The sequence below is a fragment of the Mesorhizobium sp. M0145 genome, assembly GCF_040322355.1.
In the GTDB taxonomy this organism is placed as follows: Bacteria; Pseudomonadota; Alphaproteobacteria; order Rhizobiales; family Rhizobiaceae; genus Mesorhizobium.
The window spans coordinates 63456-89555 of sequence record NZ_JAMYTK010000023.1 but is presented as its reverse complement, the minus strand read 5'-3'; the positions used below and the strand labels follow the sequence as shown (position 1 = coordinate 89555).

The window sequence follows — 26100 nt, the reverse complement described above, 5'->3', positions numbered from 1 at the left end:
GTCACAGCTGAAGTCGATCGGGCTCGAACCTTATGATTGCCTCAATCCAGGACTGATGGACTATATCGCCACCTGGACGGCCAAGAGATCCGGCGCGTTGCCGGCCTAACGACTGATCAGACACTATCCTTTGGGGCCGGACGAAATCGCCCGGTCCCAGGCGTTGGAACGAACGCAGGCGAGCGCGTAGACGGACACGCTTCGTAAGTCATTGCCGACGTGCTGTCAGCCTCGGGGGGCGTTGGGCCCAACGGGAATACGCTGAAATTGGTCCAACCGGATCGCATAGCTTCAAGATCAGCGACTGCGATCAGTTGGTTCTGGCTTGGCGCGGCCCAGATCGTGGACTAGCTTGGATATGGCGGGCAAAGTCGCGCCCAAAGCGCGATGGCGGCAAGGTGTTACCAGTACGGCATCGAGCGCCTTGAACGGCAGCACCATCAGCTTGCTGCGTTTGTCCAGGAAACCAGCCCGTATACCAGCGCGACCCCAGACCAGCCGATACCATCGGTGCGGCCGCGAACAAGGCGGGCGTCGGGGAAGCGTCGTGTGGCGGCCGGCAACAATGCGAAAGCCGGCGGTCACTAGCTGTCACGCGAAGCCGGAAGTCGGTCACGACCTGTCTCTGTTTCAATGGATCTGTCGCTGGCACATTCGGCCGATTTGCCACCGGGCAAGACATTGCATTTCAGAACGGCCACATCTGCCGCATGGCGCCGCGGAAATCATGGGCACATTCTGCTTTAGCCGGCCAAGATGGCAATGTACTATTTGCCAATAAGCTGGCCATGGTTGCAGGACTATTCTCGGCCAGACCAAACCGAAATGAAGCTGATGACCGATCGCGCCAGGTTCCTGATCATTGACGACCATCCGCTGTTTCGCGAGGCGCTGCATAGCGCCGTGCAGATGGCCTATCCGGAGGTCGACACGGTGGAGGCGCGCTCGATTGCCGAGGCGCTCGAGCTTCTGACGGATGCCAAGCCGTTCGACTTGGCGCTGCTCGATCTCAGCATGCCCGACGTGCATGGGTTTGACGGGCTGCTGCAGCTCAGGACGCGTTATCCGCGCCTGCCGGTGGTCATCGTCTCCGGCTATGAGGAACCGAAGATCATTTCCGAGGCGCTGTCCTACGGTGCGGCCGGCTTCATCCCGAAATCGGCGCGCAAGAGCGACCTTGCCGCCGCCATCCGCTCGGTGATGGAAGGCGCGATCTATGTTCCCGAGACTTATGAAGGCCGGCCGCGCGACGCCGACAGCACCGACCGCGCCGAGATGGTGCAGCGCCTGGCTACGCTGACGCCGCAGCAGCTCAAAGTGCTGCAGATGCTGCGCCAGGGCCTGCTCAACAAGCAGATCGCCTACGAGCTGCAGGTCGGCGAGACCACGGTCAAGGCGCACGTCTCCGAAATCCTGCGCAAGCTCAACGTCTACAGCCGCACCCAGGCGGTGATCGAGGTCTCAAAGCTCGACAATGCCGAGCTGTTTCGCGATCCGGCGGGGTTTTGAGAGGGCTCGCTAAAAAGCGCACTGTCACCGTAGTCGACCGCACTCGTGTCACCGCAATCGGACTAGTCTAGCGACGGCTCTCACGTTCCTGACACCAGCTAAGCAATCCGCGCCTCTCTAGTCAGATCAAATTCACGCGGCGATTGCTCTGCAGCAGTTAGCCGCTTTCCCTCGTCTACTTTAGCGCGAAGAAGTGAATCTGCTTCATATGAATTACCGCCTAGGCACAAGTAATGGCTGGAATTCGGTGACCCGTGTGCTGGGAAGATACGACCAGTTCAAGCCAGCAGATGCGCCAGCAGCGCCCTTAGCTGCGCTGGCTTCAACGGTTTGCGCATCAGTTCGATGCCGGCAGCGCGGGCGGCGTTGGCGACTGTCTCCGAACCATCGGCGGTGACGATCAGCGCCGGCACGGCGCGGCCGAGATAATCACGGACCTCGGCGATTGTGGTGGTGCCGAGGTCGCCGCCGTCGAGATGCTGGTCGGCTATGACAATATCTGGCAACCAGTCGGTATCGCCAAGCATGTCGAGCGCGTCACCGGTCGAGGTGGCGGGGCGCACCAGGCATTGCCAGCGCTCGAGCAGGGAGGTCATCGCCTGCAGCACGTCGATGTCGTTCTCGACCAGCAGCACCCTTGTGCCGAACAGACCGTAGCCGCGCGGCCGCTCCATGTCGACGGTGCTGGCGATTGGATCGGCCGTGTCGCCGATCCCGACCGGAACGTCGATATGGAAAATCGTGCCATGTCCGACCTTCGACGAAAACGTGACGGGATGGCCGAGTGCCGCGGCGATGCGGCGCACGATGGCCAGCCCCAACCCCAGCCCGCCGGCGGCAAGCCCGGCATCCGTCGGGATCACGCCCCGATGGAATTCCTCGAATACCGCCTCGCGCTGGTCGTCGGGGATGCCGCAGCCGGTATCGGCGACGTCGATACGGATCGTGTCGCCGCGATGCCTGGTGCCGACCAACACGCCGCCCGAGCGGGTATAGCGCAGTGCATTGGACAGGATGTTCTGCAGGATGCGGCGCAGCAAGGTTCGGTCCGAACGAACGAGCGCATTGACCGGCCGGAACTTCAGCGTCAGCCCCTTCATCTCCGCGACCGGCTGAAAATCCGAGCGCAGAGACGAAAACAGCGTCTCCAGGCTGACATCGGTGATGTCGGGCTGCACGACGCCGGCATCGAGCTTGGAAATGTCGAGCAAGGTGCGGAGCAGGTCCTCCATCGTCTCCAGCGATCGCTCGACCTGGCGGACCAGCTTTCTGCCTTCCTCGCTGGTCTGTACTTCGGCTAGCGCCGAGACCGACAGATGCGCGGCGTTCAGCGGCTGCAGCACGTCATGGCTGGCGGCCGCCAGGAACCTGGTCTTGGATAGGTTCGCCAGCTCGGCGTTTTCCTTGGCCGCGTTCAAGTCTATGTTCGACTGCTCCAGCCGGCGCAAGGTCGAATGCAGCTCTTCGGTGCGGCTGCGCACCCGGCTCTCGAGCGAAATGGCGGTCTGGAACAGCGAAAACGCATTGCCTTGCTGGTCCATGGAACGCTCTACGCGGCTGATCAGCGCGGCGTTGATCTTCTTCAGCCTTTCCAGGTCGTCGATGTTCCTGAGCGGCATCCCGGATTTCCTACTCCGCCGCTTCGGCCGCATTGCGTTCACCGAAGGCGATGCCGGTGAAGGTCTGGTTCAGATGCATCGAACGGTACTGTTCGCCATAGGTGCCGAAGCCGAGGACGTTGTTGACCTTGTAGAGTTCCGAAATCTCGCGATAGACCTGCCGATTGCGCGCGTCGAGCCGGCGCAGCACGCAGTCGAAACCGAGTATCAGGTCAATGCCGCCAAGCCTTTCGCTGACGTCGCTGAGCGCGGCGCGGGTCGCCTCGACCATGTCCTTAGGCTGGGCGACGGCAAGCACGACACCATCGTCGATGGCGCAGAAGAACGACAGCGAGCCGTCCGCGTGCATCTTCTGGATTGAACGGCAGTAAAATTCGCCGCCGACTTTCACCACCACCGGGTGCGAGGCAAAACTCAGTGGCGTCAGCATCTGCGCGACGACGCCGACCGAGGCGGCATATTCCTCGGCGGCAATGGTGGCGTTGAATTCGCGCACGATGCGGTGGTCGGGATCTGATGCCGTAACCACCAGCTTCTCGTCGGTGGGAACGAAATTGTCGGTCTTGAACACGTGGAAAGGAATTTCCGTGGTGATCAGCACGATGATGGCGCTGTCGGAGGTCACTTTGCCGTTCGAGATCAGCCGCGTTGTCTCGAATTTCAAATCATCGCCAGCCGACCCGCCGATCAGTGGGATGTCGTCGAGCCCCCAATGGATGGCGGAGGTCACCGCTTCTTCGGCATAAGACAGGCCGTCGATCAAGCAGAGCGCGAAAGTGGTGTCGGCTCGCTCGTGCCCGAGGCGCTCGTGTAACGAACGCCTCAGCGCCTCGACTTCGCCGGTAATCCCGTCCATGCCCGATGAGGACAGATTTTCGACCATGGTGCTGGCTGCCGAAAACGATGCGGAGGGAAGCAGCATAGCCAGGATCTGGCCTTCCTCCAGCCCTTTGGGCGTTATCTCACCGGCCGTCGAGCAGCCGGCATAGTGGAGCGCCGGCGCGTGGGTCTTCAGCGCTTCCGACAGGGCGACGGCCTCTATGAGGCTCTGCGAGAAAAACAGGAGGGCAAACCCGGCGTCAATGGCCGCTGCTTCCGCTGCCACCGCCCGGGCGAACGCATCCGCGTCAGATTCGTCGGTCGTGAGCACCGAAAGGCCGCATGCATAGCGCGTCCGTGACTTGGCCAGCGGCTTCCTCCTCCATTTCCTCCGACGCTTTTTTTGTGCGCGTCTGGCGCGCTGGCGTCGAGGTCATTGTTGTTGTGAAGCGGTGCTTTGGCAATGAGCCAACACGATGGATTTGAAGTTTCTGCCGTTTGACGGCGTCCGCGCAGCCGCTCACAGACGGAAGGCCGCATCGCACCGCCATCGCGCTCGCTTCGTTACGCCGTTTCCTGCCTTTGCGTGACAACTGGCTCATCCAGCGGGCAGTGCAAGTAAAGCGCCACATCACGACTGAATCCCTCAAAGAGGTGCGAAACTTCGTAGGAGCAAGGTCTTCGCGAGTGCCGAGCAGGGGATATTTGTCACCACCGCCTCTCGTTCTCGAAAGTAGCGCGAGCGCTACCGAGGAAGGCCCGAGAGACGAAGTCAAAGCTGCACACCTGGAGCTGATCGACGGAGAGCAGTTGCTTGAGATGCTTTACACAACCAACGCGCTGAAGCCTGCCCTGCCTCCGCCGCAGGTCAAACTCGACCAGGAATGGCGGGACGTCCATGGCCCGGGCCATTCTCGCACTCCACTTTTTACTGATTACATGAGCGGATAACCCCGTGGGGGGAGCCGCAGACGCGCTCGGCCGAAAGTGTCTAGCATTTGGTCTGAGATCGATCGGGTCGAAGCCAATTTCCGCCTACCGCGCTTCACGCTATTGCAAGACATTCAAATTTGAGCTTCCGCACTCATGCTTTGTCGAGAGTATCTCCGTAGGTTTTAGTCGTTCTGAATCGCCATCGGCGACGATGACGACGAAATAGGAGAACGCAATGGCTCGCAATCACGTTGAACGTCTTGGAGAGTTTAGGGAAATCTTGGTCGCGACTCGACGCGAAGGAGTCCGTAACGTGCACCATACTCGCGACGCAATGCGGGCAAGTGGCTTTCAGATCGGGGACAGCGACGGCTCCAGCTACGGAGCCCAGCTGAAGGTGCTCCAAGAGGAAATTGAGGCAGTCGATCGCGCCATCGAAGACGAGAAGCGGTTGGCCCTGGCACTCGAGAGCGCGGCTCAATCCCGCCGACCGACTAAACCGAGAATCGTGAAGGGAACATAGAGTCCGGCAAGGCCCTTGGCGCCCGTCGCGTCGATCGCCTTCGCTACAGTGTCGGGCTCGTTGCCGCCGTGGTCCAGCGCCCTAAAAGCGGACGTTTCGCTTTCGTGCCCTAGCGCAACGTAGAGCATTTGCTCGGTAAAAATCGCTCCTGTGAACTCCGACGTCGCATGACGGACCAACAGGTTCGGCCAACATCGGGTGAGACGCAGTCCCAACAAACATGCAGTTCAGACAATCGATTACGCGTTTTTGTTGAAGTCGTGCCATGCGGCCGATCCGAAAGGATCAGCCGCATCCGGCATCCTTCACCTTCACTGACTGAAACACGCTTGAAAATCGGGGGCCCCATGTAGACTAAGTTGCATGGACTAAGTCATGAGGCCCGCAATGCGCACCGTCAATATCCACGAGGCCAAGACGCATCTGTCGCGTCTTGTCGACAGGGCGGCCAAAGGCGAATCTTTCATTATTGCCAAATTCGGCAAGCCGATGGTCAAGGTCGTTGCCATAGACGCACCTGCCGCCGGCGAAATGCGTCGGGTGGGGTTTATGGCCGGGCAGTTTTCAGTTCCGGACGATTTTGATCGCATGGCCGATGACGAAATCGAGAAGCTGTTTGGCGGCGATGCATGAAACTTCTTCTCGATACCCATCTTCTGCTCTGGGCGGCGGGCGAGCCCGAAAGGCTCCCGCCCGCAGCCCTCGCTGAGATCGAGAATGCCGATAACCACTTGACGTTCAGCGCCGCAACTCCCTGGGAGATTGCCATTAAACGCGGTCTGGGCCGCCTTGACTTGAAGGTCGATGCGTCTTTCCGTCGGGGCATGATCGACAATGGCTATGATAAGCTGCCAATCACCGGCGAGCATGCCATTGCAGTGGACGGGCTTCCACCCATCCACAAGGACCCCTTCGATCGGATCCTCATTGCTCAATCGATTGTGGAAGGCATTACTTTGACCGTCGACGATCGGGTCGCGCGGTATCCTGCGCCCGTCCGTCGTCTCTGATCAAGCTGGACCGCAAGCCCCTTGGTAGGGTAGTCAGCTATCGCTTCAGACCACCCATGAAAGCCTTTACTCGAGCAGAGTCGACTTGGTTCCACCAGACGCCGTCCTGCTTCAGCGCGCTGGCGATGATGACCCCGTCAACAATGGCAAGGATATCATTGGCGTTATCCGGGGTGACACCGCTGCCGACCAGCGTCGGCAGGCCGGCGGCCTGCTTGATCATACTTATGTAGCCCAAATCCGCGGCGTGACCGGTGCGCTGGCCAGTGGCGATGATGGCGTCGGCGTCGAAGAAGACCAGGTCCTTGACCAATTCCTCCACCGGGCGGTCGGCGACGATGGCGTGTGCGCCGTGCTTGACGTGGGCATCGGCGAAAATGCGGATGCCGTTGGCGCGCAGCCTGGCGCGGTAGCGCGCCGCGCGGCCCGACTCGCCTTCGACAAAACCCTCATTGGCGACATAGGCGTTCGCCCATTGATTGACGCGGACGAAACCGGCGCCGGCAGCGCTGGCGATCGCCAACGCCGGGATCGCGGCATTGGCCAGCACATTGATGCCGATCGGCCTGCCGAGTTCGCGGCGGATGCGGTCGGAAACGACCGCCATATAGGCCGCCGTCTCCGGCCCGATATCATCAGGCTTGGCGAAGGGGATGTCGCCATGGTTCTCGACGATGACGCCGTCGCAGCCGCCGTCGAGATAGGCCTTGGCGTCATCGAGCCCGCGCTGGTAGATCGCCTCGATAGCCTCGCCGTCATAGCGCGGCGCGCCGGGCAGCGGCGCCAGATGAACGACGCCGATCACCACCTTTGTGCGGCCGAAAAGGTCCACGAGCGCGTCGCCGCCAGATTGGCCGAGCTGGGTCATGAGAGCTCCATTTGATCGATGAGCGCCGCCATCTCGGAGGCGGAAGGACAGGATGCCAGCGTGCCCGGCCGTGTCACGGCGATTGCGGCGGCGGCGAGCGCCAGCTTCAGCGCCGAGATGACCGGCATGCCCCGGGCAAGCCCACCGGCCAGACAGCCGCAGAACACATCGCCCGCGCCGCTGGTGTCGAGCGCTTCGACTCGCGGCGCGGGCAAGCGAAGCGGTTCCGTCCGGCCCGGGCCAAGCAAGAGACAGCCTCCGGCACCGAGGGTGATTACGACGGTGCCTGCGCCTTTGGCCACCAGCGCGCCAGCGGCTGCTGTTATGTCATCCCGGCCGGTCAATATTTGCGCTTCGGATTGGTTGACGACCAGAATCTCCGCCAGGCCGAGATCGGGCAGCGAGGCCGTGTCGATCGGGCTGGCGTTGAGAACGGTGCGCGCACCGTTTCCCTTTGCTGCTCTGAGGCAGGAATTGGTCACGGCAGTCCGTAAATTTCCCTGGCAGACGAGGATGTCGCCGGGAGCTATCCAGCGGACAAGTGCTGTCTGCGCCACCGGATCGAAGGCTTCGCTGCAGGCGACGCCGCTGACGATGAAATTCTCTCCGCCTTTATCGACGACGATGGTCGAGCGGTCGCTCGGCAGCTCGAATTCGCTCACCTCAAGGTCTGACAGCTCGCTGTCGAGGCGGCTCCTCATCCACGCGCCAGCGGGGTCCTTGCCGAGCGCCGTCCAGAACGTCACCTCTGCACCAGTCCGTGCTGCTGCGACCGCCTGGTTGGCGCCCTTGCCGCCGAGCCCGTCGGCATAGCTCACGGCATTCAAAGTCTCGCCCGCGTCAGGGAAGCGGCCGACGCGAAACACGGTATCGACGCAGGCATTGCCGACGACGTGGACATGCATGGCTCAGCTCTCACCTGTCGCCCAGCCCAGCATCTGTTCGAACAGGGTCTTGTAGCTTGGCCAGGCGATGAATTGCGGCGGCAGCCAATGCGGCCCGACATCGGATGTCCAGGCCACGGTGCGGCCCTTGCCGTAACCGCCGGTGACAAGCAGCGGCAGCGAGCCATAATCCGACGACACGCTGGCCAGGACCTCGGCCCCATCCTTCAGCGTCACCTCGTTAAAACCGAGCAGGATCGGCCAGTCCGAACCGAGACCCCTGAGGATGGGATGGCTCGACCCTGGTTTCGGCACCGGCGCAAAGCCTTCGGGAACCTCGACGCGGTCGTCGTAGGCCAGGCAATTCACCGGCAGCACGTCCTCGACCGGCGTCTTGCGGTAGCGCGCGCCGCCATTGATGCCCTGGAAGCTGTAGTAACCGCCGAACATCAATAGACCGCCGCCGCCGCTGACGTAATCGCGGAGCAGGCGCAGGCGGTTCGGCGTCGGCTTGGAGTGGACCCAGGTGTCGGGATGCAGCAGCAGCGTGTTGGCGCCGATGTCGGAGAGCACGACCGCGTCATAGGCCGACAGCGCCTCCATGGTCTGTGGAAAGCCGCGCTGCGCCTCATGCGCCGGCATGAACGTGACGTCGAAGTCGGTCGCCTTCAATGCGCCCAGCAACTCGTCTGCGCCGGTGTGGTAGGTAACGGTCGGAAACTGGTCGAAACCCTTGATATGGGTCGCGGTCGACACCCAGGATTCGCCGGCAAGCAGGATCTTCTTCTTGGACATTTGAACTCCAGTGTAATTCCAGGCCGCTTAGAGCCGCGCGAATACGCTTTTCGGATTGGCGATCAGCATGCGGTCGATGGCCGGCTGCTCGACGCCGTGGCGTTTTAGGCGCGGTATAAAATGCTTCAGGATATAGCCATAGCCGAAGCCGCCGAAGCGCGTCAGCATGATCTTGAGGAACACATCCTGCGACAACAGCAGGCGGTCGCCGAAGCCCGCCTCGACAAGGGCGGCGATGGCGCGTGCATTCTCCTCGTCGGAGGGCGATTGCGCGTCCTGGTCGGCGTAATAATAGTCCATGCCGATCATGTCGTATTCGAGGAACGCGCCGCGCCGGGCGAGGCTTTTCTGGTAGTCGGGATCGTCGTGGCTCGGGTTCATGTGGCAGAGCACGGTGTGGCGAAGATCGGCGCCTTCGGCCTCGACGATATCGAGCACCTCGTGCGCCAGCCGCTCCCAGCCAGGCAGATGGATCGACAGCGGCACGCCGGTGATGCGCGAGGCGCGCGCCGAAGCTCGCAGCGACTTGCGTTCCTCGGCGGTGAAATCCTTGCTGACGCCGACTTCGCCGATCAGCCCGGCCATGATCGGCGGCTGCGTCTCGCCGCCGCCGACATCGTTGACGATGAACTCGGTCACGGCGTCCACATCCATCGCCTTCAGCCATTCGGGATGGGTGTGCTCGAGATAGAAGCCGGTGCCCATGACGATCTTCAGGCCGGACATGCGGCTGATGCGAGCGAGCTTTTCGGGGGCGCGGCCGATGCCGATATTGGTGGCATCGACGACGGTGTGGCCGCCCAACGCGCGATAGCGCTGCAGCTCAGACAGCGCCAGGTCGGCGTCGTCGAGCGAGACGTTGTCGCGGTTGACGTATGGGTTCATGCGCAACTCGCCGATGATCTCGATGTTCACCGGCTGCTCGGCGATCGCCATGTCATCGGGATGGCAGGGGCATTTCCAGCTGCGCGCGCCGTCGAGCAAGATGTGCTCGTGCATCAGCGTAATGCCCATCTCCTCGACCGGAACCGGGCCGAGCACGGTCATCACATGGCCGGTTTCGACCCCGATCGCCAGCCGCTGGCCGGGCCCTGCGTTATCGAACAGACCGCTCATCGGCTCAACGGCTCCGCACGGCGCCGCGGAACAGGCGGAAGTTCAGCCAGATGGCGATCAGGATGATCGTTCCGGTGACAATCGGCGTCAGGAAAGGCGACAGATGCGCCAGGATCAGGCCGTTGCCGATGACGGCCACGGTCAGCGCGCCGAGCACCGTGCCGATGATCGTTCCGCGGCCGCCGAACAGGCTGGTGCCGCCGAGCACGACGGCGGCAATGACTTCCAGCTCGAAACCCTGTCCGGCATTCGAAGATCCCGATCCAAGCCGGGCGGCAATGATGATCCCGGCGAGGGCGGCCGCGGTGGCGGAAATCACATAGACGAAGAGCGTCGTCTGCCGCGTGTTGACGCCGGCGCGCCGCACCGCCTCAGCGTTGGCGCCAATGCCGGTGACATAGCGGCCGAATGGCGTCTCGTTGAAGGCGAGATAGGCGATGGCCAGGATCGCCAGCGCGATGAGCGCCGGCACCGGCACGCCAAGAAACCAGGCGCGGCCCAGCACGGTGAAAGCGCTTCCGGGCTCGATGGGGATGGAATAGCCGCCGGTGATCAGCAGCGCCACGCCACGGATCACCGAAAGCCCGGCAAGCGTGACGATGAAGGACGGGATGCCCTCATAGGCAATGAAATAGCCCTGTACCGCCCCAAGCAGGGCACCGAGCGCCAACATGGCGAGGATAACGACTGGCCACGGCAGGCCAAACTGCAAAAGCGTCGCCGACAGCGTCGCCACCAGCGCCAGCACGGAGCCGACCGAAAGATCGATGCCGCCAGTGGTGATGACGAAAGTCATTGCCGCGGCGACGATCAGCAGCGGTGCCGACTGCCGCAGGATGTTCAACAGATTGGGCGATGTCAGAAACGCGTCGGTCGCAACCGAGAAGATGATGCAGACGACCAGAAAGAACAGCGCGATCGAGACGACGCTGCCATTGGCGAGCAGCGCATCGCGCCAGGTGCCCCTGCGTACTCGTGAGGGCTGGGCGGTGTGGATCGCGTCGCTCATGCCGGCGCTCCACCGCGATAGCCATTGGTGGCGGAACGCGCACTGAACTTGCGGCCGACGATCAGATTGACCACGTCTTCGATATTAGTGTCGCCGATCAGCCGCTCGGCGACATTGCGCCCTTCATACATGACCTGAATGCGGTCGCAGACGAGGAAGAGATCCTGCAGCCGGTGGGTGATCAGAATGACGCTGACACCGCGCGCACTGACCGCGCGGATCAGTTCGAGCACCGCCTCGACTTCGGCCACGGCAAGCGCTGCCGTCGGCTCGTCCATGATCAGCACCGCCGGCTCGAACGAGGCGGTCGATCGCGATCGACTGGCGCTGCCCGCCTGAGAGGTTTTCAACCTTGAGCCGCGTGTCTGCAATGACGATACCGAGCCGATCGAGCATCTGGCGCGTCTCGTCGTGCATGCGCTTCTTGTCGAGAAAGGAAATGCCTGCGATGCGGCGGCGCGGCTCGCGGCCGAGAAACAGATTGCCGGCAACATCGACCGTGTCGCACAGCGACAGGTCCTGGTAGACCATCTCGACGCGCGCCGCACGTGCGTCCGCCGGCGAGCTGAAGATCACCGGCTCGCCGTCGATCTCGATGGTGCCGGCGTCTGGAACCACTGCCCCCGACAGCACCTTGCTCAATGTCGACTTGCCGGCGCCATTGTCGCCGACCAGCCCCAGCACCTCGCCCGGCTTCAGCGTCAGCGACACGTCATCGAGCGTCTGGATGGCGTTGTAGCGCTTTGAGATGCCGCTCATCCGCACCCGATAGGTCTGGCCACTGCTCATCTGGGATTCCACGCGATTGCAGTCATCCGCGGCGCAGCCTCAGACGGCGCCGCGGCTCGGTCGCCGACGCAGTTTACTTGAACATCGTGCGGTATTGATCGACATTCTTCTTGGTCACGATCGTCACCGGGATGTTGATGATCGGATCGATTTTCTCGCCCTTCTTGAGCTTGCCCAGCGCTTCGACCGCGGCCTTGCCTTCGCCGGCCGGATCCTGCTGCACGACCGCCACCACCCAGCCGTCGTCGATGCCCTGAACGGCCTGCTTGGTCAGATCCCAGCCAAACACCTTGACGTCGCCGGTGCGGCCCTGGCTGGTCACCGCCGAAACGGCGCCGAGCAAGGCCGGCTCTCCGGTCGCATAGAGCGAGTTCATGTCCGGATTGGCGGTCATCAGGTTTTCCGAAGCGCTCAAGGCGGTCTCCTGAACGTTCTGGCCGTCGACTGTGTCGAGGAAGGTGACGGCCTGGCCGCTTTCGGTCACCGCCTTCTTGAAGCCGTCGAGGCGCTGGTTCTGGATGAATGAATTGAGTGCGCCGACGATACCGATCTTGGCCTTGCCGGCCATATCGGTCTTCACATAGTCGGCGTAGAATTTGCCGATGTCCTCGCCGGCCTTGGTGTTGTCGACGCCGATGAACGAAATATTGTCGCCGTCGGGGATCTGCGCGTCGATGGCTATGACGGGAATGCCGGCCGCCTTGGCTGCAGTAATCGCAGGCTTGACGCCGTTGACGTCGATGGCGACCAGAATGATGCCGTCGACTTTCTGCGTGATGTAGTTCTCGATCGCGTCGTTCTGCGCGCTCGGCACATTGTTGGCGTTGAAAATGACCAGCTTGGCGCCAGCGGCGTCGGCTGCCTTTTGCGCGCCCTCGTTGATCTGGTTGAAGAACAGGGCCTGCTGGTTGATGTTGACGAGAGCGAACGTATCGGCAAGCGCCGATCCCATGGCTGCCGAGCCCATGGCAATGGCGGCGGCACAGCCGGCGAGAAGTTTGAACAGACGCATTTCGGTTCCCCTTGCTTGCGGACCAGACCTCGGCTGGTCCCGTTGGTGCTACAGGCACGAGGCAAGCATTCAAGAGACTTGAATGCTTGTCAATCCAAATGAACGCAGAGCGTTGCTCAGAAAGTCGCCGGCGTGTTGACCCAGAAAATGCTAGCGCGTTCCTCGCCGATGTTGCGGTAATGATGCGGCAGCTCCGACCTGAACACGAAGGCATCACCCGTGGCGAGAGCATGGCTCTTGCCGTCGACGATCAGTTCGACCCGCCCGGCGAGCACGTAGCCGACTTCCTCGCCGGCATGCTGGATCGGACCTTCGCTCGAGCCCTCTGCCTCGATGTGATGGATGTTGCATTGTAAGAGGTGGCCGGGCGAATACGGAATGATCCGTTCGAGCGAAATGCCCTCGCCGCGCCGTAGCGCGTCGAGCGCGATCAAAGGCCTTGCGCCCGCCCGGAATACGATCGCCTCGTCGTCGTCGACTTGCTCGAACATCCAGCCGATATTGGTGTCGAGAACCTCGACCAGACGGTGAAGCATGGGCAGGGACGGCGAAGCCTTGCCGTTCTCGATCTTGGACAGCAGGCTTTCCGAGCAATTCGCAGCCGCGGCCAGCGTCTTCAGCGTCATGCCGCGTGTCTGGCGGGCGAGGCGCAGCCGAGTTCCAAGTCTTGCGGCATTTACGGTGGCGTCGGTTTCTGACTCTGGCCGCCGTCGATCGATTTTGTTCATCTGTTCGCCAACCATTCAACGGTCAAGGGCAACTATCGCGCGAGCAAAAGACCTCGGCTGACGATTTGCAAGTGCTGATGCGTCAAATTCGAGACTGCAGCCGCAGCTACCTCATCCGGCGAATGCCGCTCCCGCATGAACCGTGCTGATGATCCCGCGCCAGTTATCCCCTATCGCTTGGCTGTCCATCGTGGTCGAAATCGCCAGCCGTTACCGCGTTTGCGTCACGTGGCGATTGGACTTGGAACGACAATGCGGGCAAGGCGGGCCACGCAGCCAATCTACACAACCACGGCCGCGCCGACACGATAAAATCTGGACTGTCACCGAATTGCGGAGCGCGCCCAGAAGTCACCCGCGGCAGCGCCCCATGGAGTTACGCCCAGGGCGCGCAGGCTCGATAGCCGCGACGTATCCAATGAAATCCCTGGCGCAGTCGCGCACCGCTTGAGCTTCGGCAATTTTGAGAAAGTCGAATAGAATTAATGGACTAGCACCTTGCTGATGTAAGTTGCGGAAGCGACGCGTGGTTAATGCTTTAGAAGTATAGACACATCGACACGAGGTGCGAAGAAGCAACGCCAATACAGCTGGTTGGTTACAACGTATTTATTTTCGCAGATATGGTATTGCCCGTCCGGGGATTCCTGTACACGATCCCGTGGGATGGTGAAATTATGCGGCAAATAAGTGTACCCGCCGTCTACCCTGGACCGCACCGAAGAGCGAGGTATGGCGCGGCAATCTGAACCGCCGCAGCACTTGAATTTGGTCTGTGGGTCAATCTTATCTTCGTACCAATCATGGGCGTTAGCGGCTGTTGCGGCGGCGATACACATCGCCGTGAAGATGAGCCTTCGCATGGCATTCCTCAGGTATCTGGCAGGCGCTGCTCGTTGGGGTTTCCATGTATATTAGCGTTCCATTGAAAATACCATTGGCCTCCCGACCGACTTAACGCAGCTCCAGCAAGCGACGCTCGCAACGGAAGACCGCATTGGGTCACGTCAGGACGACACTTTCGCCGACCAAGGTCCGGTCTTGTCGCTCCGGGTTGGAAACCCGACCGTCTGCTCTGCGCCTAAACTCAGAAATAGAGCGGGCCATTGCGACATCCCATAAGCGGACACCGGCTGCCGTGATGACAGTCAGCGTGTGATGGATCGGACAGACAACTAAACAAAATCAAAGAGTTATGGGCGCGCGCATGCAAAGCCTGCACACGAAAGTTCTGCTTTCTTTTCCACTTTCGTTCCTGCGACGGCGTCACCGTTTGGCCTTTTCAAACGCTTCTTTGCTGGCGGCCATCGCCGATCCCGCGAGTCTCCGCTCCGGGATATCCACGTTTCGTAGAATGCCAGCACCATGGCCGTCGAAGGAAACGGCAGGTCAGCGGCTTACGAGGAGTGCACTCCGGAGGCGTTAGCTATTCGGCTCATCCGCCAGCCGCCGAGAGCGGCGGAGTTCCCGATTGCATGGGGCGGGTACAGATCACCGCGAGCGGTAAATGCCAAGCACACAGGCTCGGAGAAGGCCGGATCCGCTTGGGGACGTGGGGTAAGAACGCCTGCGGACGGTCCTGATGGCCGCATCCACATCCGTTTTGCTGTCCCCGAGTTCTTGAAGGACAGCTGCATCCAAGAGAAGGCTGGATTCCGTCGTTTCGGGCATTACGGCTGTCGCGCCTTTCTCAAGCAGCTCTTGCACATGCACGTGCCAGGACAATCACCGGGAGGTCGGGCAGTTTGCGTCTCAGCGCCGCAAGAACCGATTTGGCTGCCTCGGGGTCGTCCAGAGTGATCACCAGGGCCTTTGCGCTGTCAATTTTCGCGGCGGCCACCATCTCCTCCTGCGAAGCGTTGCCGAAAAAGACCGGTAGACGTTCTTTCCGGGACCGCTCTACATTCTTGGCGTCGAGGTCGACTGCAACCCACCTGTATCCGCGCTCGTCGAGCAATCTGCCGATCACCCGGCCTACCCGCCCGAACCCGGCAATGACGAATGTCCGGACACGGCCGACTGAAACAACGCAGCATTTTCCACTTTGAGGCGAAATAATTCTCAACTATGGTCCGCCAGGCTTTTGGCATGAGGGGGAATATTGCCGATGGTTTTATCACGCAGGGGTGTCGTGCTCGGCGGCCTGGCGCTGGTCGCGGTGGGTGCAACCAGCAATATTGCTCAAGCCGCGGCTGCAAAATCCTTTTTCGCCGGTATCGCCAGCGACAACAATTTTGTCTATCGCAAGACCAACTTCGCCAAGATCGACAAGAGATGGCATCGCCAGATCGTCAAGTATTTCAGCAGCGAGCCGGTCGGCACCGTCGTGGTCGATACCCGCCACCATTTCCTCTACGTCATCATGGAAAACAAGACCGCCATCCGCTACGGCGTCGGCGTCGGCAAGGACGGCTTCAAATGGTACGGCCGCGCGACGATCGACCGCCGCGCGCTGTGGCCGCAATGGGTCCCGCCCCCCGAAATGCGTAAGCGCAAGCCGGACCTACCGCCCATGGTCGCAGGCGGCGCGTCCAACAATCCGCTCGGGCCGCGCGCGCTCTATCTGCACCGCAACGGCGCCGACACCGGCTACCGCCTGCATGGCACGCTGGAGCCATGGAGCATCGGCACCGACGCTTCCAGCGGCTGCATCCGCATGTTCCCGGAAGACATCATCGACCTCTACCAGCGCTGCCCGATCGGCACCGCGGTGCAGGTCTTGCCGCACATCGCCGACCAGGCGCCCGCTTCCACCACTGTCGAATGATTGGCGCCTCATGAACCGCATGATTGAAAACACGCGCCGGCTGCTCGCCGCCGGCCTGCTGGTGCTGGCCGCATCCTGCTCGACCAGCAACACGCTGGCCCCTTCCACGCCCGACGTCACCAACACCGAGGTTGCCGGCTTCCAGAACGTGCAGCCGGGCAGTGAGGAGGATTTTATCCTCAATGTCGGCCGCCGCACCTATTTCACGCAAGGTTCGGCCGCGCTCGATTCTGTCGCCAAGGCCACCCTCGACACCCAGATCGCCTGGTTAGCAAAGCATCCGCGCTGGCTGCTCAAGCTGCAGGGTTTCGCCGACGATCCCGGCGCAAGTGAAATGGCGCTGTCGCAGCAGCGCGCCGATGCGGTGATGGACTACCTCGCCGCCGGCGGCATAGACCGCAACCGCATGTGGGCCAAGGGCTACGGCAAGGACAGGCTCGTCCGCGAGTGCCCCGATACCGCCTGCAGGTCGCAGAACCGCCGCGTTGTGTCTAATTTGCGCGATGTGAGGGACGAGCCGTAGGGGGCTGCTGTTCTGCTTGTGACCCGAAGCAGAGTCTCACACGCGACGACGGCATGGCTGCTTTGCGCCCAATGTCGGTCATCTGGCTCGCGTTCTTTGATTCCCCGAAGCGGACGCAGCGGCATGCGTCGCCAGGACAGTAATTGCGGACGCAGCTGTCACTGGTTCAGGCAAGGCGGCAAGTACACGACCAAGGTCAGTCCGGAATACCGGCACGGCGCAGGAGCGTGACAATCTTATCGAGCACCTCCGCCTCCCTGTAGGGTTCCTAGCGACGAAAGACTTTGAGTGTGAAGCGCGGATGGGCCTGGGGCATTACCGCGATCGTCTCCGCGGCCATCAGGCTGGCCATCGGCCAGCCTGGCAAGTCGCAACATAAAAATGAGGAAATGAAGGTGCTTGGTACGCATCGGCGCCCTGAGCGTGAGGGCCACCAGCGCTCGTGGCCCAGTTCAAGGGTCGTTTGCAGCCCATGACTTCTGCTGGGCCGCATACGGTCGGCCGTCACTCCGGCAACCCCGCGAACCGCATCTGCTTGATCCAGCGGTCGAGGCTTCCGGTTGCGGTCCAAATCTTGTCCCACTCCCTGCGTTCTTTACTGATGGATTCACTGGGAGTGTTCTGGAGGAAAACCGCAAGCGCTTCCTTTGCCTCTCGCTTGTTTCCTAGACAAGCGTGGATCCCCGCAAGCATGCGCTGTGCGCCGCTCGGGATCCTGGACATTTTCCGCATCGCAGCCAGCGCCGCTTCACAATCATTCTTTTCCCAGAGCGCCCAGCCCATCTGCCAGTGGAACCAGTCAGGGTGGAAGGGATCGATGCCTTTGGCTTGCTCGATCCGATCGATCGCTTCGTCGGCGCGGCCAACATACAGCAGCACGTTCGTACTCATGACGAGGATATGCGACTCGCTCGGGTTCAAGGCGATCGCCTGATCGTACTGGGCAAGGGCCTGCTCCACCTCTCCGCCTTCGGTGTGGGTGCTGGCGCGGACCTCATGCGCTTCAGCGTCATCAGGAGCGAGCAGGATGGCCTTGTCGGCGTATTCGGCAGCGAGTTTCAACGCCTCGTTCCGGTTGTGTTCCTGTGAGTGCCACCCGAATACCGCGTCATTGCGATAGTACCAGGCCAGCCCGATATGGCCGAACTGGGAGTTCGGATCCGCTTCGATCGCCTTGAGGCTGAACTGCCTTAACAGCTCGTTCCCCTCGGCTGAGATATCCTCTCCGATCTTGGCCCTCCCCATCAGGTAATAGCGGAGCGCGCTGACCTGCGCGGCATCGCTCTGTGGCAAGGGTCGCTCGATCCTTACTCCGACCCGATCCGCAAGCGTGCGGATGATTTCCTCCTGGACGACGAAAAGATGGCCAATCTCCCGGTTGTAGGAGTTGGCCCAGACATGTGATCCGTCATGCGCATTCAGCAACTGGGCGGACACTTTCAGCCGGTCTCCGATCTTCTGCTGGCTGCCTTCGAGCAGGTAGTCGACGCCGAGTTCATCTCCAATCTGTCTGGCGTCGATCAGCTTACCGCGGTACCTGAAGCTCGAGTTCCGGGCGATAACGGCATAAGTCTTGCTCCGCGCCAGCTCGGTGATGATCCCCTCGGCAACGGCATCGCTGAGATATCCCTTGTCCGCACCGGCACTCATGTCGTCGAAGGGAAGGATCGCAATCCTGGGCATGCCGCTCGAACGAACGGGAGCGGCTCGCCATGCTTCCGCGCCGTAGTATGCGCCGATCGCTGCCGCAAGGAGAGCGAGTGCAGCAAGAATGAAGCCGCGCTGCGATAATCGTGTCCTGGCACGTTCCGTGCCGGCTGCGGCGTTTGGGTCCGCCGCGTCCGATAGATCGGCGTTCAGTCGGTAGCCTCTCTTTGGGACGGTTTCCACCATCACGTGCGCGTCGTCCCCCAACGCGCGGCGGATATCGGCAATGCATTGAGTGAGGCTGTCGTCGGTCACGAAGGTCTCGGGCCAAACCGCCTGCATCAGCGCATCCTTGGAGACGATTTCGCCGGGTCGCGCCGCGAGCACCGAGAGCACCTCGGCGGACTGGCTGCGAAGATTGACCGCTTTGCCTTCGACGGTTCGGAGTTCTTTGCTTTTGGTCAGGAAGACAAAACCGCGGAACGTGATCGTTTCAGCAGATTTCAGGTCAATTTCAGGGGCCGTTCGGGACATTTCACCTTCCTGGCGCGCTTCCTAGTCTAGCCCATTCGGCCTTCGCCTCCAAGCGATCCCAGCAGCACCGGATGAAACGGAGGACGACATGAATCGCACCAAGCTCATCATCGCTCTGGCTCTTCTCTTGGCAGTGCCAACGGCTGCGAAAGCAGATCCTCAATCTCTAAATGCAACCGCGCATGTAATTTCTCTCGTATTTGTCCATGGCCGCATCGATGAACGCCGAGAACAAAAATCTTTCGATTCGATCAAAACCTGCCTCGCATGGAAGCATCAGGGGGAATTTCTTCCGCCGCAACCGGGTTCTTTTGCTTCTTTCACGTACTGTGAGCTAACTAACGTTGGTCCTACTCGGACGGCCAGTATCTTCCAACTTACCCAGGAGGGTCAGTGAGGGCGATCCTCGACCGCCCCTGCCGCGCCGCCCGACGACGGCGACCCCGACGAACCGGACGACTCCCGCCCGCCGTGCCCGTGCTGCGGCGGCCGCATGATCGTCATCGAGCTGTTTGAACGGTGGAGGCAACCGCGCGGACCACCACACGGCTCCCGGTCGACCGGGAGCAGCACGCCATGACCCGGCATGGAATGGTTCAGCCTTCAGCTGCAGGCACTCAGCCTCCGGCAACGGATCGACGCACGTCCATGATGATCCTCGATGCTGAAGAGGTCGCGTCCAGCTGCCGACCAAGCCGACAACACCGCGCGGGGGCGCAACGAAGCGGTCTGTCCGCATTCACCCCAGCGCTTCCCGACGGCGGTCACGCCATCGCCGACGTCTGCCGAAATCCGAAATCCCCATAGCCATCGTCTGCGGCCCGCGGGTTCCTTCCTCGGGGACTTTCGTACGCCTGCCGGCGCCCGAAACTCTTCACGTGAGCCGAACGGCGGCTTTAACTCGTCCCGCGGCAATAACCGGACGGACAGCAAACGGCCCCGTGCCGCAGGCAAGATCGGTGAAGACGAAGCGTCCCGGCCCCTCGGCCATCGGACTCCATGCAGCAGGCCATAGGGCCCCGCGATGGGCCATATAGCTGGCTTCGATGACTTTCTGGTTGGCCGCCAGCCCGTTGGCGAACAACTCGTGATCGGATGCCATTTGCCGCTCGGGCTTGGAAAGTTGACGTTCTCCCGCCCAATCCCATCCAATTGCCGGGCGCGTAGGTAACACGGATACTTCACCACTCCGAAATCACATGACACGCAGCCGCCGTCTCTGTCTGATCTTTGAACTTAAACATTTCATTGGAAAATAGCCGCAACCATCTTTCATCTTGCCGCGTATGGTCCGATCATCTGCCGGTGCAAGTTTGAGGACATGCAATGAAGAAGGTCGCTGCTCTCCTGGTACTTTCCCTCGTTACCATGCTGCCCGCCGTCGCAGCCGCGCAGTCCTACGTGCCGGAGCTTGGGCCATCGCCGCCGCAGGATGCTATGCAGCTGTATCCCGGCGGTGTCGAGAAGGCGCTGGCCGCGCTGCCGGACATCGTCAAGAAAGTCAAGGAAGCATCCGACGTTCCCGGCTTCGCCGTGGCGGTAGTGCATGGCGGCAAAATGGTCTTTGACGAGGGGTATGGCCTTCGCGACAACCGGGACGACACTTCTAAGGTCAGCAGCACCACCATTTTCCAGGTCGCCTCGGTGTCGAAGTCGATCTCGGCCACGGTGGCCGCGATCGCCATGACGAAGGACCACAGCTTCGACTGGGATACCCCGGTCGGCAAGGTCTGGGACGGCTTTCGCCTCAATCTCGACTATGTCTCGGGCAACGCCACCATCGGCGATTTCTTCGCCCATCGCTCGGGCCTGCCGATGGCGGCGGGCGACGAACTCGAGGATCTCGGCTTCCAGCGCAAGCAGATCGTCGGGAGCCTGTGGATGGTGCCGCTCGATCCCTTCCGCATCTCCTATCACTACGCCAATTTCGGCACGACGATCGGCGCCGAGGCAGTGGCCCACGCCGAGAAACAGCCTTGGGAGCCGCTGGCCAAGAGCCTGTTGTTCGATCCGCTCGGCATGCGCTCGAGCAGCTATCGGCACGAGGACTTCATTGCCGCCGGCAAGAACCGCGCCCTGCTGCATGCGAGCGTGGCGGAGAATGTGTTCGAGCCGCTCTATGACCGCGACCCCGACCAGCAGGCGCCGGCGGGCGGCGTCTCCTCCAGCGCCCAGGATCTTGCCAAGTGGATGATCCTGCTGCTTGGCGACGGCACCTATAACGGCCAGCCCATGATCGACCCGAAGATCCTGCAGCCCGCCATCACACCGCAGAGCGTGACCTACCGCGGCGAGACGCCCGATACGCGGGCCAGCTCCTATGGATATGGCTTCAATGTGGGGGTGAACGCCAATGGGCGCACCACCATGGGCCATTCCGGCGCCTTCCTGCTCGGCGCCGGCACCACCTTCCAGATCTTGCCCTCGGCCGATGTCGGCATCGTCGTGCTCACCAACGGCTCCCCCGTCGGCGCCGCCGAGGCGGTCGCCGCCAGCTTCATGGACATCGTGCAATATGGCCAGGTCACTCGCGACTGGTATCCCTACATCAAGCCGCGGTTCATGGCCTACTACAAGCCGGTGGGCGACCTCGCCGGCAAGGACAAGCCGACGAACCCCGCCAAGGCGCGCAGTCCATCCTTCTACGAGGGCCAATATACGAGCAACTATTTCGACACCGCCACCGTGCGGGCCGATGGCGACAAGCTGATGCTCGAACTCGGCCCCAAGCCCATGCAGTTCACGCTCGAGCACTGGGACGGCGACACCTACGCCCTCACGCCCCGCGGAGAGAACGCGCCGACCGGCTCGCTGTCATCGGTGAAGTTCGTTGGTTCCCCCGGCGGCATTCGCGCGCGGGTGATGACGGTGGACTATCTCAATGAGAACGGGTTGGGGCATTTTCAGAGGTAGGGGTGGGGGCGTCGGGTGCTCCATACACCCTATGCCGTCGAAAAGGCGAACCGGCCGTCTGCAAGGTGATGCCTGAGATGGCGGATTTGTGACGGTTCGCTTCCGGGCATGGAAATCAGGAAGCCGGCATTTGCTCGGGAGCTTCCGACAAGCTATGTCCGCTTTGGCCAGCCGCTGATCCGAAGCAGCCGACGGCTCCCGGCCCGAAACGGTCATTCCGGATGACAGGTTGCGTGAAGCGGTCCGCGTGGTGCTGGGTGGCGCAAGAAGGATGGTTCAGTCGAAGAAGCCTGCATCCTCTTCCCGGAGATACTTCCTGGCTGCTTCGGCGTCGATGTCGAGGCCCAGCCCCGGCGCTTCCAGCAAGTCCACCATGCTGTCCTTCACGATCTGCGACGGCAGGCCGATTACGAGGTCCTCCCACCAGGGGTCGGAGGCGCTCGGGTATTCGAAGGCAATGAAGTTGGCGGGCAGGGTGGCGCAGACATTGATCAGCGCGCCGAGGCCGAGAAGTCCGTTCGCGGTGCCGTGCGGTGCCATCAGGATCGAGTGCATACAGGCGTGCTCGGCGACCCATTTGAGCTCGGCAATGCCGCCAATATCGGCCGGATCGGGGCCGATGACGCGCACCGCCTGCGTTTCGATCAGCTCCTTGAAATTGTGCCGCAGGTAGATCTGCTCGCCGGTATGGATTGGCGTCGAGGTGGCGGTGGTTAGCTCCCGATAGGCCTGCGGATTGACCCACGGCACATAGTCGCCGGTCAGCATGTCCTCGAGCCACATCAAATTGTACTTCTCGACCGCGCGAGCGAACTTGATCGCATCGGGCAGCATCCAGCCGGGGCCGCAGTCTAGCGCCAGGCTGACCCTGTCGCCCAGCACTTCCTTCATCGCGATTACGCAGTCGAGCATGTGGTTGAAACCGCGCTCGCTGATGACGCCCTGATCCATGGCACCGTGATAGCCGGCCTTCTTCTGCGTCACGCCGTAGTGAAAGCCCTCGATGGTGTCCTTCATGTTGGAGTGGAACGAGATTCCCTGCTTGATCATGAAGAAGTTCTGCGGCTGCTCCATCATCCATTTGACGTCAGCGGCGTAATCCTCCGGCCGGTCGCCGGTGCGTTTCTGGCGGATCGAGCCGTTATAGACGCGCACCTTGTCACGCACCTTGCCGCCGAGCAGTTTGTAGGCCGGCACGCCTGCGGCCTTGCCGGCTATGTCCCACAGCGCATGCTCGATAGCGCTTACCGCCGCGCCATAGGGCTTGAAAGAGCCGCGTTGGCGGATCTTCAGCATCACCCGCTCGACGTCGGTCGGGTCCTCGCCGATCAGCGCCTCGCGGAAATGCAGCACCCAAGGCTTGAGATAGGTCTTGGTGAACTCGACTTCGCCAAGGCCATAGAGGCCCTCGTCGGTAACGATGCGGACGATGGGATGTTTGCCGATGACGGCGCAGCGGAGATCGGTGATCTTCATCTTCGGTTCTTTTCGCCTCAGCTCCAGATACGGTCCCAGGAATACTCGTTGTCCCAGTGATCCGTGGGCTGCCAGATGCCGGTGACACCCGGCTGCAGATGCTGCGAGATCACCTCGTCGACGACGTCGTCAATTCCCAGGCCAGGTTTGTCCGGAACAGTGATAAAGCCGTCCTTCACGAGCGGCTTGGGAACGCCGGTGACGATATCGTCCCACCAGTCGACATCGGCAGAGTGGTATTCGAGCGCCATGAAGTTTTCGGTCGCGGTCGCGACATGTGCCGCGGCCATTGCGGCGATTGGACTTTCGGCCATATGGATGGCCATTGCGACGCCGTGGTCCTGGGCCATGTCGCCGATCTTCTTGGTCTCGAGGATGCCCCCGCTGGTGAGCAGGTCCGGGTGGATAATGGAGAGGCCGCCGCTCTTGAGCAGAGGCTCGAAGCCTTCCTTAAGGTAGATGTCCTCGCCGGTGCAGATCGGCACCGTAGTGGCGGCCTGCAGTTGTCGGTACTGCTCGGTGTACTGCCATGGGATCACATCCTCGAGCCAGGCCGGCACGTATTTTTCAATCCGCCTGGCGAGCCGAATGCCGTTCTGCAGCGAGATGTGGCCGACATGGTCAATGGCGAGCGGAATATCCATGCCGATAACATCGCGAACCTCGGCAATATACTGTTCAAGCAGGTCGAGGCCCTTGTCGGAAAAGTGGAGGCCGGTAAACGGGTGGGGGACGTTATGCAAATCGTAGGCGGCATTGCGGGCGCGCCGCTCCGCCATGGTCTTGACCGGGCCGCGGCCGGGATGGATGCGGTACCCTTCAAGTGAACCGGCAGGGGAGACGACCGCACCGGGTACATCCGCGATCTGCATCAGCCCCAGATCCATCTTGAGGAAGGTGAAGCCGAGCGCCATGCGGTGCTTGAGGCGCTTGCCGGTCTCGGTGCCGCTCGGCACGGTAGCGTCGGTGTCGCAATAGACGCGCACCTTCTCCCGAAACCGGCCGCCGAGCATCTGGTAGATGGGAACGCCATAGGCCTTGCCGGCGAGATCCCACAACGCGATCTCGACCGCCGAGACGCCGCCGCCTTGCCGGCCGTGGCCACCGAACTGCTTGATCCGGCGAAACAGGCGGTCGATGTCGCAAGGGTTCTCGCCAAGCAGCCGGCTCTTCAGCATCAGCGCGTAGGTGGCACTGGCGCCGTCGCGCACCTCGCCAAGCCCGACGATGCCCTGGTTGGTGTAAATCTTGAGCAGGGTTGAGGTGAACGGCGCGCCGACGATTTCGGCTACCCGCATGTCGGTGATGCGAAGCTGGGATGGCTTGGAGTTCGCGTTCACCCGATTGAGCGCTTCGTCGGCGCCACCTGTCTTTGCCATGACTTATCCTCGTTTTCGGCTTGTCGTCCCGCACCCTGGGCCGGCATAGAGTGTTGCTAGCCCAGCTCAATCTCGTGGGCCTGCAGGTAGTCGCGGTCCATCTCAATACCGAGACCAGGCTTCGACATCAGCTTGAGGCTGCCGTTCGAAATGTCGAGTGGTCTGTCGATCAGGTGATCGTATTTGCCCAGGTTCCACTCCGATGTTTCGAGTTTGTAGAAATTGGGAACGGTCATCATCACCTGCGCTCCCGCAACCACGTTGATCGGTCCCGCGGCGTCATGTGGCGAGACCGGCACGTAGTAGGCTTCGCATAGCGCAGCAATCTTCTTGAGTTCGGTAATGCCGCCGGTCCAGGTAACGTCGGGCATGATGTAATCAGCGAGCCTGTTCTCGAGTACCGGCACGAAATCCCACTTCGTGTGGCCGCGCTCGCCCCACGAGATGGCGGTATTGACCTTCTCACGCACCTGCTTGAGGGCGTTAAGGCTCTCGGGCGGGCAGGGCTCCTCAAACCAGTCGATCTGGCCGGCCTCCTCGAGGCTCCGACAGAGGCGAATGGCGGTGGGGACGTCGAAGCGGCCGTGCGCATCGATGAGAATGTCGACATCGGGTCCTGCCGTTTCGCGGATCAGAGCCGTGAGTTCGGCGGCTTCGCGCTCGTCCTTGCGGGTCATGCTGCCATCGAGGTAGCCGTCTCGCTGTTCGCGGGGCAGGCCATCGGCGCTGCGGCCCTGGTGGGGGTAGGGATCGAACTTGAGCGCAGTGTGTCCGGACTCGACAATGTCTAGAATTTCGCGGACCACAGCCTCCTTGCTGGTGAATTTGGCCTGGTTGGGATGGGTGTAGAGCGCGATTTCATCGCGTACCGGCCCGCCAAGCAGCTCGTAAATCGGCTTGCCGAGGACTTTGCCCCGGATGTCCCAGAGGGCAATATCGATGGCGCTCACGCATTCGACGGCGGCGCCGCGGCTTCCCATGTAGGTGAAGCTGCGGAAGATCTTGTGCCAGAGATGCTCGATACGCGCCGGATCCTGGCCTGTCACGGCGACGCCGATCTGCCGCAGGATCGTGCAGAGAGCGCGGTTGGCGAGCCTTGTCGTGGTGGTGATCTCTCCCCAGCCACTCACTCCCTCGTCGGTCGTCACCTCGACGAACAGGAACTCTCCCCAGTAGGAAGCATCGGACTTGATCAGCCACGGCCGAATGCTCGTGATTTTCATCTCAACTACCTTTGCCTGAAAATG

22 protein-coding genes and 3 pseudogenes are annotated in these 26100 nt (G+C 61.7%); 9 read left to right on the top strand and 16 right to left on the bottom strand.

What is annotated here, in order from left to right:
- Together NKJ28_RS26275 and NKJ28_RS26270 are read left to right on the top strand one after the other, a co-directional pair.
- A pseudogene (locus NKJ28_RS26275) lies at positions 1-109 on the top strand (S-(hydroxymethyl)glutathione synthase); the annotation flags it as partial.
- A 716-nt stretch (positions 110-825) separates the two neighbouring features.
- Positions 826-1509, top strand: coding sequence for a response regulator (locus NKJ28_RS26270; RefSeq protein ID WP_023679211.1), 684 nt, complete (start codon positions 826-828; stop codon positions 1507-1509).
- A 278-nt stretch (positions 1510-1787) separates the two neighbouring features.
- On the opposite strand, the gene NKJ28_RS26265 is transcribed toward NKJ28_RS26270, so the two are convergent.
- Complete coding sequence (locus tag NKJ28_RS26265; RefSeq protein WP_352637531.1) at positions 1788-3128, bottom strand: ATP-binding response regulator; 1341 nt, start codon at positions 3126-3128, stop codon at positions 1788-1790.
- 10 nt (positions 3129-3138) lie between these two features.
- On the bottom strand, positions 3139-4278 hold the full coding sequence (locus tag NKJ28_RS26260; protein WP_352637530.1) for an FIST N-terminal domain-containing protein: 1140 nt from the start codon (positions 4276-4278) through the stop codon (positions 3139-3141).
- Positions 4279-5790: 1512 nt separating this feature from the next.
- Here NKJ28_RS26260 and NKJ28_RS26255 point away from each other — a divergent pair.
- Both NKJ28_RS26255 and NKJ28_RS26250 read left to right on the top strand, forming a co-directional pair.
- On the top strand, positions 5791-6036 hold the full coding sequence (locus NKJ28_RS26255) for a type II toxin-antitoxin system Phd/YefM family antitoxin (protein ID WP_352637528.1): 246 nt from the start codon (positions 5791-5793) through the stop codon (positions 6034-6036).
- Positions 6033-6413: a type II toxin-antitoxin system VapC family toxin gene (locus NKJ28_RS26250; RefSeq protein WP_352637527.1), complete on the top strand. Its 381-nt coding sequence runs from the start codon at positions 6033-6035 to the stop codon at positions 6411-6413. Before NKJ28_RS26255 ends, NKJ28_RS26250 begins: the two co-directional genes overlap by 4 nt.
- A 37-nt stretch (positions 6414-6450) precedes the next feature.
- Here NKJ28_RS26250 and NKJ28_RS26245 read toward each other — a convergent pair whose 3' ends face one another.
- The 9 genes and pseudogenes from NKJ28_RS26245 to NKJ28_RS26205 form a co-directional block, all read right to left on the bottom strand.
- The gene (locus NKJ28_RS26245) at positions 6451-7281 is read right to left on the bottom strand and encodes a BtpA/SgcQ family protein (RefSeq protein WP_352637525.1); all 831 of its coding nucleotides are present in this window, start codon (positions 7279-7281) and stop codon (positions 6451-6453) included.
- Complete coding sequence (locus NKJ28_RS26240; RefSeq protein ID WP_352637524.1) at positions 7278-8186, bottom strand: ribokinase; 909 nt, start codon at positions 8184-8186, stop codon at positions 7278-7280. The genes NKJ28_RS26245 and NKJ28_RS26240 overlap by 4 nt, the downstream gene beginning before the upstream one ends.
- 3 nt (positions 8187-8189) lie before the next feature.
- The gene (locus tag NKJ28_RS26235; RefSeq protein WP_352637523.1) at positions 8190-8960 is read right to left on the bottom strand and encodes a glutamine amidotransferase; all 771 of its coding nucleotides are present in this window, start codon (positions 8958-8960) and stop codon (positions 8190-8192) included.
- A 27-nt stretch (positions 8961-8987) separates the two neighbouring features.
- On the bottom strand, positions 8988-10076 hold the full coding sequence (locus NKJ28_RS26230; protein ID WP_352637522.1) for a phosphotriesterase family protein: 1089 nt from the start codon (positions 10074-10076) through the stop codon (positions 8988-8990).
- Positions 10077-10080: 4 nt separating this feature from the next.
- Positions 10081-11085: an ABC transporter permease gene (locus NKJ28_RS26225; RefSeq protein WP_352474303.1), complete on the bottom strand. Its 1005-nt coding sequence runs from the start codon at positions 11083-11085 to the stop codon at positions 10081-10083.
- Positions 11082-11874, bottom strand: a pseudogene (locus tag NKJ28_RS26220) (ATP-binding cassette domain-containing protein). Before NKJ28_RS26220 ends, NKJ28_RS26225 begins: the two are co-directional and overlap by 4 nt.
- A 73-nt stretch (positions 11875-11947) precedes the next feature.
- A complete protein-coding gene (locus tag NKJ28_RS26215) occupies positions 11948-12886 on the bottom strand; it encodes an ABC transporter substrate-binding protein (protein ID WP_352622884.1) in 939 nt (312 codons plus the stop codon).
- A 116-nt stretch (positions 12887-13002) separates the two neighbouring features.
- Positions 13003-13614, bottom strand: coding sequence for a cupin domain-containing protein (locus NKJ28_RS26210; RefSeq protein WP_352458693.1), 612 nt, complete (start codon positions 13612-13614; stop codon positions 13003-13005).
- Positions 13615-15304: 1690 nt separating this feature from the next.
- Positions 15305-15679, bottom strand: coding sequence for an NAD-binding protein (locus tag NKJ28_RS26205; RefSeq protein WP_352637521.1), 375 nt, complete (start codon positions 15677-15679; stop codon positions 15305-15307).
- Between the two features lie 42 nt (positions 15680-15721).
- Here NKJ28_RS26205 and NKJ28_RS26200 point away from each other — a divergent pair, with 42 nt between their 5' ends.
- Positions 15722-16381 (top strand): L,D-transpeptidase, encoded by a 660-nt coding sequence (locus tag NKJ28_RS26200; protein WP_352637520.1) that lies wholly within the window; start codon positions 15722-15724, stop codon positions 16379-16381.
- A 10-nt stretch (positions 16382-16391) separates the two neighbouring features.
- Positions 16392-16904, top strand: a complete 513-nt coding sequence (locus NKJ28_RS26195) for an OmpA family protein (protein WP_352595029.1) — start codon at positions 16392-16394, stop codon at positions 16902-16904.
- A 504-nt stretch (positions 16905-17408) separates the two neighbouring features.
- On the opposite strand, the gene NKJ28_RS26190 is transcribed toward NKJ28_RS26195, so the two are convergent.
- Positions 17409-19085, bottom strand: a complete 1677-nt coding sequence (locus tag NKJ28_RS26190) for a winged helix-turn-helix domain-containing tetratricopeptide repeat protein (protein WP_352637519.1) — start codon at positions 19083-19085, stop codon at positions 17409-17411.
- Positions 19086-19173: 88 nt separating this feature from the next.
- On the opposite strand from NKJ28_RS26190, the gene NKJ28_RS26185 reads away from it, so the two are divergent.
- Together NKJ28_RS26185 and NKJ28_RS33050 are read left to right on the top strand one after the other, a co-directional pair.
- Positions 19174-19482, top strand: coding sequence for a hypothetical protein (locus NKJ28_RS26185; protein WP_352637518.1), 309 nt, complete (start codon positions 19174-19176; stop codon positions 19480-19482).
- A gap of 21 nt (positions 19483-19503) precedes the next feature.
- Positions 19504-19665, top strand: a pseudogene (locus NKJ28_RS33050) (IS91 family transposase); the annotation flags it as partial.
- A gap of 294 nt (positions 19666-19959) precedes the next feature.
- Here the strand turns inward: NKJ28_RS33050 and NKJ28_RS26180 are convergent.
- Positions 19960-20187, bottom strand: coding sequence for a hypothetical protein (locus tag NKJ28_RS26180; protein ID WP_352637517.1), 228 nt, complete (start codon positions 20185-20187; stop codon positions 19960-19962).
- Positions 20188-20411: 224 nt separating this feature from the next.
- Between NKJ28_RS26180 and NKJ28_RS26175 the strand changes: the two genes are divergently transcribed.
- Positions 20412-21998 (top strand): serine hydrolase, encoded by a 1587-nt coding sequence (locus NKJ28_RS26175; RefSeq protein WP_352637516.1) that lies wholly within the window; start codon positions 20412-20414, stop codon positions 21996-21998.
- Between the two features lie 276 nt (positions 21999-22274).
- Here the strand turns inward: NKJ28_RS26175 and NKJ28_RS26170 are convergent, their stop codons facing one another.
- The 3 genes from NKJ28_RS26170 to NKJ28_RS26160 are packed head-to-tail and all read right to left on the bottom strand — an operon-like array spanning position 22275 to position 26076.
- Positions 22275-23474, bottom strand: a complete 1200-nt coding sequence (locus NKJ28_RS26170) for a mandelate racemase/muconate lactonizing enzyme family protein (RefSeq protein WP_352637515.1) — start codon at positions 23472-23474, stop codon at positions 22275-22277.
- Between the two features lie 17 nt (positions 23475-23491).
- On the bottom strand, positions 23492-24853 hold the full coding sequence (locus NKJ28_RS26165; protein WP_352637514.1) for a mandelate racemase/muconate lactonizing enzyme family protein: 1362 nt from the start codon (positions 24851-24853) through the stop codon (positions 23492-23494).
- A gap of 56 nt (positions 24854-24909) precedes the next feature.
- Positions 24910-26076, bottom strand: a complete 1167-nt coding sequence (locus NKJ28_RS26160) for a mandelate racemase/muconate lactonizing enzyme family protein (protein ID WP_352637513.1) — start codon at positions 26074-26076, stop codon at positions 24910-24912.
- Between the last annotated feature and the right edge of the window lie 24 nt (positions 26077-26100).